At 68.8% G+C, this 12425-nt stretch carries 10 protein-coding genes and 2 riboswitches; of the genes, 6 read left to right on the plus strand and 4 right to left on the minus strand.

Annotation, left to right across the window (positions count from 1 at the left end; all coding sequences use genetic code 11):
• The first annotated feature begins 61 nt into the window (after nucleotides 1-61).
• Entirely contained in the window at nucleotides 62-1396 is a 1335-nt protein-coding gene (locus tag IEY89_RS31850) for a glycoside hydrolase family 68 protein (RefSeq protein WP_229695517.1), read from the plus strand.
• A 353-nt stretch (nucleotides 1397-1749) separates the two neighbouring features.
• Here IEY89_RS31850 and IEY89_RS31855 read toward each other — a convergent pair whose 3' ends face one another.
• The 4 genes from IEY89_RS31855 to gcvT all read right to left on the minus strand — a co-directional run bounded on the left by IEY89_RS31855 (nucleotide 1750) and on the right by gcvT (nucleotide 6113).
• Nucleotides 1750-3117, minus strand: coding sequence for an L-serine ammonia-lyase (locus tag IEY89_RS31855; protein ID WP_189150996.1), 1368 nt, complete (start codon nucleotides 3115-3117; stop codon nucleotides 1750-1752).
• A 56-nt stretch (nucleotides 3118-3173) separates the two neighbouring features.
• Nucleotides 3174-4451: a serine hydroxymethyltransferase gene (gene glyA, locus IEY89_RS31860; protein ID WP_229695518.1), complete on the minus strand. Its 1278-nt coding sequence runs from the start codon at nucleotides 4449-4451 to the stop codon at nucleotides 3174-3176.
• Between the two features lie 42 nt (nucleotides 4452-4493).
• Nucleotides 4494-4871: a glycine cleavage system protein GcvH gene (gcvH, locus tag IEY89_RS31865; RefSeq protein ID WP_189150997.1), complete on the minus strand. Its 378-nt coding sequence runs from the start codon at nucleotides 4869-4871 to the stop codon at nucleotides 4494-4496.
• A gap of 123 nt (nucleotides 4872-4994) precedes the next feature.
• Nucleotides 4995-6113 (minus strand): glycine cleavage system aminomethyltransferase GcvT, encoded by a 1119-nt coding sequence (gene gcvT / locus IEY89_RS31870; RefSeq protein WP_189150998.1) that lies wholly within the window; start codon nucleotides 6111-6113, stop codon nucleotides 4995-4997.
• Between the two features lie 34 nt (nucleotides 6114-6147).
• Nucleotides 6148-6274, minus strand: a riboswitch (glycine riboswitch).
• Nucleotides 6275-6375, minus strand: a riboswitch (glycine riboswitch).
• A 213-nt stretch (nucleotides 6376-6588) separates the two neighbouring features.
• On the opposite strand from gcvT, the gene IEY89_RS31875 reads away from it, so the two are divergent.
• The 5 genes from IEY89_RS31875 to IEY89_RS31895 all read left to right on the plus strand — a co-directional run bounded on the left by IEY89_RS31875 (nucleotide 6589) and on the right by IEY89_RS31895 (nucleotide 12375).
• Nucleotides 6589-7275: an AAA family ATPase gene (locus tag IEY89_RS31875; RefSeq protein WP_189151069.1), complete on the plus strand. Its 687-nt coding sequence runs from the start codon at nucleotides 6589-6591 to the stop codon at nucleotides 7273-7275.
• 92 nt (nucleotides 7276-7367) lie between these two features.
• Entirely contained in the window at nucleotides 7368-8168 is an 801-nt protein-coding gene (locus IEY89_RS31880; RefSeq protein WP_189150999.1) for an enhanced serine sensitivity protein SseB, read from the plus strand.
• 181 nt (nucleotides 8169-8349) lie between these two features.
• Complete coding sequence (locus tag IEY89_RS31885) at nucleotides 8350-9162, plus strand: enhanced serine sensitivity protein SseB C-terminal domain-containing protein (protein ID WP_189151070.1); 813 nt, start codon at nucleotides 8350-8352, stop codon at nucleotides 9160-9162.
• A 334-nt stretch (nucleotides 9163-9496) separates the two neighbouring features.
• On the plus strand, nucleotides 9497-10504 hold the full coding sequence (locus IEY89_RS31890; RefSeq protein ID WP_189151000.1) for an ABC transporter permease: 1008 nt from the start codon (nucleotides 9497-9499) through the stop codon (nucleotides 10502-10504).
• 74 nt (nucleotides 10505-10578) lie between these two features.
• Nucleotides 10579-12375, plus strand: a complete 1797-nt coding sequence (locus tag IEY89_RS31895; RefSeq protein ID WP_189151001.1) for an ABC transporter substrate-binding protein — start codon at nucleotides 10579-10581, stop codon at nucleotides 12373-12375.
• Nucleotides 12376-12425: the final 50 nt, after the last annotated feature.

Below are 12425 nucleotides of genomic sequence, written 5' to 3' on the forward strand. Positions count from 1 at the left end.
ACCCAACACCACCAACACGACCGCCGGATGATCGGCTACACCACGACAAGGGACACGACCCATGCGCAGAGCACGAAGAGTGCTGCTCCGGCTGGCTACGGGCTTGATAGCCCTCGCGACGCTGGGCGGTGTGGCGACACCAGCTTCCGCCGACAGACCGGCCTCGTCCCAGACGGGAACGCGGCAGTACAGCGCGGACGACGACTACTTCGCCGTCTGGTCCCGCGCGGACGCGTTGAAGCTTCGGCAGGACAGGACCAACACCGCCCCCCGTGTGTCTCCCGACTTTCCCGTGACCAGCGACCGGGTGTGGCAGTGGGACACCTGGCCGCTGACCAAGCTCAACACGAAGACCGCCACCTACAAGGGCTGGCATGTCATCTTCGCGCTGACGGCTCCGCGCTCGGTGCCCTTCGGTGACCGGCACTGGTACGCGAAGATCGGCTACTACTACTCGCGTGACGCCAAGAGCTGGAAGTACGGTGGCGACCTGTTCCAGCCCGGCACCGCGTTCGGCTCCCGTGAGTGGGCCGGCTCGGCGGCGCTCGTCGGCGACAAGGTGTACTCCTTCTACACCGCCTCCGGGCGCGACAACGGTGGGGTCGACCCCAACGATCCCCTGCAACGCCTGGCGATGGCGAGCGGTCGGATCCACGCGGACAAGACCCACGTGTGGTTCGACGGGTTTCGGAACCACCGCATCATCGCCGAGCCCGACGGGAAGCTGTACCAGACCATGGAACAGTCCCAGGCGGGCCCGATCATCTACGCCTTCCGCGACCCGTTCGTCTTCCGAGACCCTCGGGACCGCAAGATCCACCTCTTGTTCGAGGGCAACACGGCCGGTGTCGCCGGAACGTACCGGTGCACCAAGCGCGACATAGGTGACGTCCCGGCCGGCCATGAGGTGCCGGAGGACGCGAAGTACTACACGGGCAACATCGGGCTGGCCACGGCTCGCAGCGACAGCATGGACAAGTGGCGGCTGCAGCCCCCGCTGCTCTCGGCCAACTGTGTGAACCAGCAGACCGAACGGCCCCACCTGGTCATCCGTAACGGCAAGTACTACCTGTTCACCATCAGCCACAAGTTCACGTTCGCGCCGGGGCTGAGCGGCTGGGACGGCCTCTACGGGTTCGTCGGTCGGTCCCTGCGCAGCGACTACAAGCCGCTCAACGGCAGCGCACTGGTCCTGGGCAACCCGGAGGACGCCCCGACGCAGCAGTACTCCCACTACGTGATGCCCAACGGGCTGGTGGAGAGCTTCATCGACACGGTCCCGACCGCCGACGGCGGGACCCGTTTCGGCGGCACGCTGGCACGCACGCTCCTGGTGTCACTGAAGGGCGACAGGACCAGGCTCGTCAAGCAGCTGGACTACGGCTACATCCCGTAACCAACCCACAGTCGGGCAACCCGCCGTGGCGGGCCACGCCAATCATGGCCCGCCACGGCCGTTCGAACCGGTCGCTGAAGAGCTGTCGCACAGGGTCGCCACCGTCGCGTCCCGCAGGGGATCGATGTGATTCATCCTCGCGGCGGTCGGCGGTCGGCGGTCAGAGCGGATCGGAACAGTGCTCGAGAGTGCCATGAACCCCCAGGTCAAGCGCCCGTCCCAGGGGATTTCCTGGGGACTCTTCGGGGACTTTCACACCTGTCTCAGGGAGATTCGGGGACTTTCCGCCGCGTAGGCACGCAAGGCCCTGGCAGCGCTGGAAGGCACGAACGCGCTGGTCAGGGCCCACCCCCTCAGCACTCGATGATGTTCACCGCAAGCCCGCCCCGGGCCGTCTCCTTGTACTTGACGGACATGTCGGCCCCCGTCTCCTTCATCGTCTTGATGACCTTGTCCAGGGACACCATGTGCGAGCCGTCCCCCCGCATCGCCATCCGCGCCGCCGTGACCGCCTTCACCGCGGCCATGCCGTTGCGCTCGATGCACGGGATCTGGACCAGGCCGCCGACCGGGTCACAGGTCAGGCCGAGATTGTGTTCCATGCCGATCTCGGCCGCGTTCTCGACCTGTTCGGGGCTGCCGCCCAGCACTTCGGCCAGCGCGCCCGCCGCCATCGAGCAGGCCGAGCCCACCTCGCCCTGGCAGCCGACCTCCGCGCCGGAGATGGACGCGTTCTCCTTGAACAGCATGCCGATCGCGCCGGCGGCGAGCATGAAGCGGACCACGCCCTCCTCGTCGGCGCCCGGCACGAAGTTGATGTAGTAGTGCAGCACCGCCGGGATGATGCCCGCGGCCCCGTTCGTCGGGGCCGTGACGACCCGGCCGCCCGCCGCGTTCTCCTCGTTCACCGCCATCGCGTACAGCGTGATCCACTCCATCGCGCGTGCCAACGGCTCGCCCTCCGCCCGGAGTTGACGAGCCGACATGGCCGCGCGCCGGCGGACCCGGAGCCCGCCCGGCAGGATGCCCTCGCGGGACATCCCGCGTGAGACGCACGTCTGCATCACCCGCCAGATGTCCAGCAGGCCGGAGCGGATCTCCTCCTCCGTGCGCCAGGCCCGTTCGTTCTCCAGCATCAGCGCGGAGATCGACAGACCCGTCTCCTTCGTCAGGCGCAGCAGTTCGTCGCCCGTCCGGAAGGGGTACTTCAGCGCCGTGTCGTCGAGTTTGATGCGGTCGGCGCCGACAGCGTCCTCGTCGACGACGAATCCGCCGCCCACCGAGTAGTACGTCTTCGACAGCAGCTCGGTCCCCGAGGCGTCGTACGCCCACAGGGTCATACCGTTCGCGTGGTAGGGGAGCGTCTTGCGGCGGTGCAGCACCAGGTCGTCGTCGAAGGAGAAGCCGATCTCGTGGTCGTCCAACAACCTGAGCCGACCCGACTCCTTGATCCGCTCCACCCGTTCGTCGGCGCCCTCGACGTCCACCGTGCGCGGTGAGGCGCCCTCCAGGCCGAGCAGCACCGCCTTGGGGGTGCCGTGGCCGTGTCCGGTCGCGCCCAGGGAGCCGTACAGCTCCGCGCGGACCGACGCCACCGCCCCGAGGACCTCCTCGTTGCGCAGCCGACGGGCGAACAGCCGGGCCGCGCGCATCGGGCCGACCGTGTGGGAGCTGGACGGGCCGATACCGATCGAGAACAGGTCGAAGACCGAGATGGCCACGGGGACTCCTTCAGAGAGGGCGGGGGCACACGTCGTCGGGTGCCCCCGCCGGGAAACTACTTGTTCAGGCCGGGGTACAGCGGGTGCTCGTCGGCCAGCGCCTTCACACGCGCCTTCAGAGCATCGGCGTCGGCCTCCCCGAAGGGAGCGGGCGCCTTCAGAGTCTCCGCGATCACGTCGGCGACCTCGGTGAAGTCCTCCGTCGTGAAGCCGCGGGTGGCCAGCGCGGGCGTGCCGATCCGCAGGCCCGACGTCACCATCGGAGGGCGCGGGTCGTTCGGGACCGCGTTCCGGTTGACGGTGATGCCGACCTCGTGGAGACGGTCCTCGGCCTGCTTGCCGTCCAGTTCGGAGTTCCGAAGGTCGACGAGGACCAGGTGGACGTCCGTACCGCCGGACAGGACGGACACGCCGTGCTCCGTGACGTCCGCGCGCACCAGACGCTCGGCGAGGATCCGCGCGCCCTCGACCGTACGGCGCTGGCGCTCCTTGAACTCCTCGCTCGCGGCGACCTTGAAGGAGACGGCCTTCGCAGCGATCACGTGCTCCAGGGGGCCGCCCTGGAAGCCCGGGAAGACGGACGAGTTCAGCTTCTTCGCGAACTCCTTCTTCGCCAGGATGATGCCGCCGCGCGGGCCGCCCAGCGTCTTGTGGGTCGTCGACGTGACGACGTCGGCGTAGGGCACCGGGTTCGGGTGCAGGCCCGCCGCGACCAGTCCGGCGAAGTGCGCCATGTCGACCCAGAGGTACGCGCCCACCTCGTCCGCGATCCGGCGGAACTCCGCGAAGTCCAGCTGACGCGGGTACGCCGACCAGCCCGCGATGATCACCTTCGGCCGGTGCTCCTTGGCGAGCCGCTCCAGCTCGGCCATGTCGACCAGACCGGCCTCGTCCACGTGGTAGGCGACCACGTCGAACTGCTTGCCGGAGAAGTTCAGCCGCATCCCGTGGGTGAGGTGGCCGCCGTGGGCCAGGTCCAGGCCGAGGATGGTGTCGCCGGGCTGGGCCAGCGCGAACAGCGCCGCCTGGTTGGCGGAGGCGCCCGAGTGCGGCTGCACGTTGGCGTACTCGGCGCCGAACAGTTCCTTGACCCGGTCGATCGCGATCTGCTCGGCGACGTCGACGTGCTCACAGCCGCCGTAGTAGCGGCGGCCCGGGTAGCCCTCGGCGTACTTGTTGGTGAGAACCGAGCCCTGGGCCTCCATGACCGCGACCGGAGCGAAGTTCTCCGAGGCGATCATCTCCAGGGTGGACTGCTGGCGGTTCAGCTCGGCGTCGACGGCGGCGGCGATGTCGGGGTCGAGCTCGTGCAGGGGAGTGTTCAGAAGCGACATGGGGCTCAGTACGTCCTTACGCCTGTCTTGCGCCTGTGTGTCTCAGCTGCCGGAGAACGCGGTGTACTCGTCTGCGGAGAGCAGGTCGCCCGGCTCGTCCGTGACGCGCACCTTGAAGAGCCAACCGCCCTCGAACGGGGCGGAGTTCACCAGTGACGGGTCGTTGGAGACGTCCTCGTTGACCTCGGTGACCTCACCGGTGACCGGGGAGTACAGGTCGCTGACGGACTTGGTCGACTCCAGCTCACCGCAGGTCTCACCCGCGGTCACGGTGGCACCGACCTCGGGAAGCTGTACGTACACGACATCGCCGAGCGCGTTGGCCGCGTGCTCGGTGATACCGACCGTCGAGACGCCGTCCTCGGCGCCCGAAAGCCACTCGTGCTCCTTGCTGTAGCGCAGCTGCTGGGGGTTGCTCATGGCCTGAATTCTCCTGTACGCGGGGGACTGATCATGCATGGGGTACTACAGGGACTGCCCGTCAGCAGGCAGGACACGGGATCCGGGACACCGGTTGATTCTGACGCCGGAGCGACGGCCGGGTTACTTCCGGCGCTTGTAGAAGGGCAGCGCCACGACCTCGTACGGCTCGTGGCTGCCCCGGATGTCCACGCCCACGCCCGCGGTACCCGGCGCGGAGTGCGTGGCGTCGACGTACGCCATCGCGATCGGCTTCCCCAGGGTGGGGGAGGGGGCACCCGAGGTGACCTCGCCGATCACCCGGCCGTCGGCGACGACCGCGTACCCGGCGCGCGGGACGCGACGGCCCTCGGCGACCAGGCCGACGAGTACCCGCGGCAGCTCGTACGAAGCGCGCTCGGCGGCCTCGCGCAGGGCCGCGCGGCCCACGAAGTCGCCCGCCTTCTCGAACTTGACGACCCGGCCGAGCCCGGCGTCGAAGGGGGTGAGGGAGGTGGTCAGCTCGTGCCCGTACAGCGGCATGCCCGCCTCCAGGCGAAGCGTGTCCCGGCAGGACAGACCGCAGGGGATCAGTCCGACGGGCGTACCCGCGTCGGTCAGCGCCTGCCACACCTTCTCCGCGTCACCCGGCGCCACGAACAGCTCGAAGCCGTCCTCGCCGGTGTATCCGGTGCGCGCGATCAGGGCGGGGACACCGGCGACCGTGCCGGGCAGGCCCGCGTAGTACTTCAGGCCGTCGAGATCGGCGTCGGTGAGGGCGGCGAGGATGCCGGGGGCCTCCGGGCCCTGGACGGCGATCAGCGCGTAGGCGTCGCGGTCGTCGCGGACCAGCGCGTCGAAGCCGTCGGCGCGCTCGACGAGGGCGTCCAGCACGACCTGCGCGTTCCCGGCATTGGCCACGACGAGGTACTCGGTTTCGGCCAGGCGGTAGACGATCAGGTCGTCCAGGATGCCGCCGTCGGCCCGGCAGATCATGGTGTAGCGGGCGCGCCCGACGGCGACGGACCCGATGTTGCCGACAAGGGCGAAGTCGAGCAGGGCGGCGGCTTCCGCCCCCGTCACGGTGATCTCACCCATGTGGGACAGGTCGAAGAGACCGGCCTTGGTGCGCACGGCCAGGTGCTCGTCGCGCTCGGAGCCGTATCGCAGGGGCATGTCCCAGCCGGCGAAGTCGGTCATGGTGGCGCCGAGCGAACGATGCAGGGCATCGAGCGCGGTCAAACGCAGAGGGGTGCTGCTCATCGGTAGTGCTCCCAGGGCATGACGGCGAGGTCGTTCCTCCCCATCTGTCATCGGAACCTGAGAGGTTCGTCATGACCACCGGTGAAAACGGCAGGTCACTGACTTGCACCTTGGGTGGAGCCACTGGTCATGACGACCGGGGGCCCGCTTTTCAGATGTGCCTCGCCCGCGCGGTAACGGGGCCTGAGAGATTCAAGGGAGGGACTTGCTCCTTCGGCGCCCGGGTACCCAGAGGTGCCCGGAACTCTCCCGCGCGGATTCAAGCGGCCGGTATGCAGTTGGCGGGCACATCATCGCACGCATTCCTTCGGCACGGCAGGGGGACCCTTCAGAGAGGGGACGCGGCCCCGCCACAGGTCCACACACCGCCCTGTAGCAGGCCTGTTGCAGGAATCGGACCCAACCGAGAGGCACCGCGTATTACCTTCTCTTTACACTCGACGGGGACGGTACTTCCCGACCCCATGGGAGGACGATCACGGTGAACAGGACCACGGCGTATGCGACGGCCTCGGCCCTCGCGCTGACCGACGCGCTGCCCAAGCAGCCCGCCGCCCCGGCCGGGGAGGTGTGCGCGACGCGCCCGGAACCCGTGATCCGCGACCTGCGGGAGCGCTCGGGCCACAGCCCGCACGGCCTCACCTTCGGCGCCCGCGACCTCGTCGTGGTCACCGGCCTGCCCGGCAGCGGCAAGTCCACGCTGATGCGCCGGGCGGTGCGCGCCACCGGCATCGACTCCCAGAACACCCGCGACCACTGGGACGCCCGTACCCCCTCCTTCCTCCCGTACGCCGTCTACCGCCCCCTCGTCCGCCTCGCCCACTACGCCGGACTGCGCCGTGCCCTGCGCTCCGGCGCCGGAGTCGTCGTGCACGACTGCGGTACGCAGGCCTGGGTGCGCGGCTGGCTGGCCCGCGAGGCCCGCCGCCGGGGCGGCACCCTGCATCTGCTCCTCCTCGACGTCACCCCGGACGAGGCACTGGAAGGCCAGCGCGAACGCGGCCGGGGCGTCTCGCGGTACGCGTTCCTGCGTCACCGCCAGGCCGCCTCGCGGCTGCTGCGCTCCGTGGAGAAGGGGAACCTGCCGGACGGCTGCGGCTCGGCGGTGCTGATCGACCGGGACGCGGCGGACACCCTGCGCAGGATCGACTTCGCGGACTGACCGCCCAGGTCGCCGGGGCCGGTTAGGGTTTTGCCCATTAAGGGACTCCCGCAAGGGGCTCACGACAGCGGTTCACAGCAGGCGGTAGGCAGATGGACATCCCGGCGGACTTCCCCCCGGACTTTTCCGGGGGCTTCCCCGCACCGGCACACCCGCATTCGCACGGCGGCTGGCCCGGCAACGAGCTGGAGGAGGTGCTCTCGGCGTCCCTCGGCGTCCCCGGCGCGGGCGCCCGCATCGTCGAGGTCCTCGGCCGCAGCTTCGTCTGGGTCCCCCTCCCGTCCGGCGGCGGCCCCCACACCGGCCCCCTCGACCTGCCCACGATGGACATCTCCGGTCAGGCGTACGTGCCGGTCTTCAGCTCGGAGGAACAGTTCCGGCAGGTCGTCGGTGCCCATGTGTCGTACACGGTGGCCCCCGCTGTCGAGTTCGCCCGGGGTCTGCCTCCCCAGGTCGGCATCGCCGTGAACCCGGACGGAGTGGTCGGCGTCCCGCTGCCCCCGCAGGCCGTGGCCCAGCTCTGCCGCTCCGGCCGTACCGTCCTCGACGGCGCGGGCGGCGGACGGGTCCGCCTCTACGAGCCCCACTGGCAGGAGGACCCGGTCGACTTCCTCGCCGCCGCCTCGTCGGAGTTCGCCGGCACCGGCGTCGTCCTCAGCGCCCGCCGCTGCCTGGCGGCCATCGAGACGTCCGCCCCCGTGATGTTCATAGGCGTCGAACTCTCCCCCTGGGACCCGGTGGCCCGCACCATCCCCATGGACGCGGTGGGCAGGGCCCTGGGCCGAGCACCCTCACCCTGGCCGGTCAACCTCGTCTTCCTGGACGCGGCCCAGGACCCGGTGACCGATTGGCTGAGGGCAAAGGTCCGTCCCTTCTACCGACACGGTCACTGACGAACTTCACTGACGAACTTCCCCGAGGGGCGGCCCCCAGGGGCGCGAGGAACCGCGCGACAAGCCACAACACACCCGCACTCCGCCGACAACACCAGGCCCCGAGCTCTCAACGGCCTACCCCGCGGAGCGCCTAAGCTAGAACACACAACTCGGTCAGGGTGACGAAGGGGCGGTAATGGTGAGCGCGTCGGGCACGGCCGCGGCCGGTCAGGTCGAGCACATGCTGCGCCAGGTGACGCCCGGGCGTTACGACGCCTACGAGGCGCTCCTGCGCGCCCTCGCGACCCCCTCGTCCGGCCAGATCTGGATGCTGCTCTGGCACGGCCAGGCCGGCTCCCCCGACGCGCAGTACGGAAACATGGAGGTCGACGGGTACGGCTACGCGCCCTGTGTGACCTCCGCGCAGGAGCTGTCGGTCAGCGGCTGGAACAGGTCGTACGAGGTGGTCGACGGCCTCGACGTGGCCCGCACCCTCTACCCGGACCAGTACGGCCTCTGGCTCAACCCGCACTCCCCGGGCGGCGGTGTCGGCATCCCCTGGCTCGACCTGCGCCGGATCGCGGCGGGCCTGGAGCGCCAGCCCGCCGGCCCGCTGCGGCTGGCCGAACCCGGCATCGAGATCCCGCAGTTCTACGCCCTCCTCTCGCAGAACGCCCACCGCACCCCGGCGGTCCGCTCGCTGCGCCGCGCCTGGGTGCAGCCGGCGCTCGGCGCGCCGTATCTGGCCATCGGACTGGACGTGTACGACACCTCGCCGCCCGCCGTGGACTCGGTGCGCGCGATGATGCAGCAGTCGATCGGGGCGGTCCCCGACGGGCTGCCCGTGTCGACGGTCGCGATGTCGGACGAGCAGGACCCGGTCGTGATGTGGCTGCGCGCGAACGCCCGGCCGTTCTACGACCGGGAGGCCCACGCGATCGCCGCCCCGCCCCGGACCCCGCAGGCTCCGGCGGGCGGTTACGGGTATCCGCCCGTACGGGGTCGTTACTGAGTACCCCGGCGCGGGGCCGCGTCACTCCGCGGTGACCGCACACGGGATTCAGCGCGCTGTCTCCGCGCGTAGATCAAGGTGAAATGGGGGGGACCGCGAACAATGTCCCCATTGGTGCCCGTCCGGCCCCCGTTACCTGGCGTTCGGATAACGGAATCCCCAGGACAGCATCACGGTTACGCATCCATTCACCTCCAAGTCTGGTGACAGATCGCCGAACCGTTGAAGACTCCGGCAACAGGGGGTGTTCTCCCCTGCGTACAACGGATTAATCACGCCGCTACCAGTGGCAAGTGTGAGCCGGTTACCGCCGGTTGAGAGGGGTCCCTGCCAGATGACGGCACCACTGCACGAGCCGACCGCGGAAACGGCCCCGAGTGCGGCCGAGGAAGCGGCGTTGGCCAGCGCCGATGCGAAGGCCGTCCAGGGTCGTTCGCTGGGCCGGATCGCCTGGGAGCGGCTCAAGCGGGACAAGCTCGCACTCGCGGGCGGTGTCGTGGTGCTCCTGCTCGTCGTGGTCGCACTGTTCGCCCCCCTCATCACGGGCATCCTCGGGCAGGATCCGGACGAGTACCACGAGAACCTCATCGACCCGCTGTTCGGTACGCCCACGGGCTCTCTGGGCGGCATCAGCGGCGACCACCTGCTGGGCGTCGAGCCGGTCAACGGCCGCGACATCCTCGCGCGCATCCTCTACGGCGCCCGGATCTCGCTCCTCGTCGGCTTCCTGTCGGCCATGGTCGCCGTGATCCTCGGAACGGTCCTGGGCATCCTGGCCGGCTTCTTCGGCGGCTGGCTCGACTCCGCCATCAGCCGGGTGATGGACGGCCTGCTCGCCTTCCCCCAGCTGCTGTTCATCATCGCTCTGGTGTCGGTCATGCCGAACGAGATGCTGGGCCTGAGCGGGTCGAGTGTGCGTGTGTTCGTGATGATCCTGGTCATCGGTTTCTTCGGCTGGCCCTACATCGGGCGTGTGGTGCGCGGCCAGACACTCTCGCTGCGCGAGCGCGAGTACGTCGAGGCGGCCCGGTCGCTGGGCGCCGGGCGGGTGTACATCCTGTTCAAGGAACTGCTGCCCAACCTCGTCGCCCCGATCGTCGTGTACTCGACGATGATGATCCCCACCAACATCCTCACCGAGGCGGCACTCAGCTTCCTGGGCGTGGGCGTCAAGCCGCCCACGGCCTCCTGGGGACAGATGCTCTCGAGTGCGATCGACTACTACGAGTCGGACCCCATGTACATGGTGGTCCCGGGCGTGGCGATCTTCATCACCGTGCTGGCCTTCAACCTCTTCGGCGACGGCGTCCGGGACGCGCTGGACCCGAAGGCCTCCCGCTGAGCCGCTGCACCACAACCGAACCGTCCCGTGTCACTGACACGGGGTCTCTCATCAAATCCGGAGGATCCGAGATCGTGACTACCCAACGCACCTCAGGACAGCGGAAGCGGTCGTTCGCCGCTGTCGCCGCGGTGGCCGCGCTGCTGACCACGGCGGCGTGCGGCGGCGGTGGAGATGACGGCGACAAGGGCTCGAGCACCGGTGCCGCAGGCTTCGACGCCGCGAACAACAAGATCGCCCAGGCTTCGCTGGCCAAGAAGGGCGGCACGCTGAAGTTCGGTGGCGCCCAGGACGCCGACTCCTGGGACACCACGCGCGGTTACTACGGCTTCATGTGGAACTTCGCGCGCTACTACAGCCGCCAGCTCGTCACCGGCAAGACGGAGCCCGGTGCCGCGGGCGCCGAGCTGACCCCCGACCTCGCCACCGGTCTCGCCAAGGTCACCGACGACGGCAAGACCTACACGTACACCCTGCGTGACGGCGTCACGTGGGAGGACGGCAAGGCGATCACGTCCAAGGACGTGAAGTACGGCATCGAGCGGGTGTGGGCGCAGGACGTGCTGTCCGGCGGTCCGGTCTACCTGAAGGACGTGCTCGACCCGAAGGGTGAGTACAAGGGCCCGTACAAGGACACCTCCGCGGACAAGCTGGGTCTGAAGGCGATCGACACGCCGGACGACAAGACGATCGTCTTCCACCTGCCGCAGGCCAACTCGGACTTCGAGGAGATGCTGGCCCTGGTCTCGGCCTCCCCGGTCCGCCAGGACAAGGACACCAAGTCCAAGTACGGCCTGAAGCCGTTCTCCTCCGGCCCGTACAAGTTCGAGTCGTACAGCCCGGGCAAGGAACTGACCCTCACCCGCAACGCCTCCTGGAAGCAGGCCTCGGACCCGATCCGCAAGGCCTACCCGGACAAGATCACCGTCACGTTCTTCTCGGACGCCAACCAGCTGGACCAGCGTCTGCTCAACGGTGACCTGGACCTGGACATCAACCAGACCGGCATGTCGCCGCAGGGCCGCACCACCGCCCTGAAGGAGCACAAGGGCAACCTGGACAACCCGGTCTCCGGCTACATCCGTTACGCGGTCTTCCCGCAGAGCGTCGCGCCGTTCGACAACATCGAGTGCCGCAAGGCCGTGATCTACGGCGCCGACCACGTGTCGCTGCAGACCGCGCGCGGTGGCCCGGTCGCCGGTGGTGACATCGGCACCAACATGCTGCCGCCGTCCATCCCGGGTGCCGAGGGCCAGAAGTACGACCCGTACGAGATCGCGGGTGCCAACAAGGACGGCAACGAGGCCAAGGCCAAGGAGGCCCTGAAGGCCTGCGGTAAGGCGAGCGGCTTCAAGACCACCATCGCCGTCCGCAACAACAAGCCGGTCGAGGTGGCCACGGCCCAGTCGCTCCAGGCGTCGCTGAAGAAGATCGGCATCACCGCCGAGATCGACCAGTACGACGGTTCGCAGACCAGCGGCATCATCGGCAGCCCCGAGAACGTGAAGAAGAAGGGCTACGGCATCATCATCATGGGCTGGGGCCCGGACTTCCCGTCCGTCCAGGGCTTCGGTCTGCCGCTGTGGAACAGCAAGTACATCCTGGAGAGCGGTAACTCCAACTTCGCGCTGATCAAGGACAAGACGATCGACGGTCTCTTCGACCAGTACGTCACGACCCTGGACGACGCGGGCAAGACCAAGCTGTCCACGGAGATCAACCACAAGGTCATGGAGGGCGCGTACTACCTGCCCTTCGTCTTCGAGAAGTTCATCAACTGGCGCTCGGACAACCTGGCGAACGTGTACACCACCGACTCCTACAGCGGTATGTACGACTTCGTCAACCTCGGCCTGAAGTCCCCGAAGTAGACCCGGCGCACCCGCCGTACAGCACGAAAGGCAGGTGAAGGCCGGCGCGG

Origin of the sequence: Streptomyces lacrimifluminis (assembly GCF_014646095.1) — a bacterium.
GTDB lineage: Bacteria > Actinomycetota > Actinomycetes > Streptomycetales > Streptomycetaceae > Streptomyces > Streptomyces lacrimifluminis.

Excerpts from the sequence above, each read along its gene's own strand:
- IEY89_RS31850 (WP_229695517.1), top strand. The coding sequence starts at position 62 with ATGCGCAGAGCACGAAGAGTGCTGCTCCGGCTGGCTACGGGCTTGATA.
- glyA (WP_229695518.1), bottom strand. The coding sequence starts at position 4,451 with ATGTCGCTTCTGAACACTCCCCTGCACGAGCTCGACCCCGACATCGCC.
- gcvH (WP_189150997.1), bottom strand. The coding sequence starts at position 4,871 with ATGAGCAACCCCCAGCAGCTGCGCTACAGCAAGGAGCACGAGTGGCTT.
- gcvT (WP_189150998.1), bottom strand. The coding sequence starts at position 6,113 with ATGAGCAGCACCCCTCTGCGTTTGACCGCGCTCGATGCCCTGCATCGT.
- IEY89_RS31880 (WP_189150999.1), top strand. The coding sequence starts at position 7,368 with ATGGACATCCCGGCGGACTTCCCCCCGGACTTTTCCGGGGGCTTCCCC.
- IEY89_RS31890 (WP_189151000.1), top strand. The coding sequence starts at position 9,497 with ATGACGGCACCACTGCACGAGCCGACCGCGGAAACGGCCCCGAGTGCG.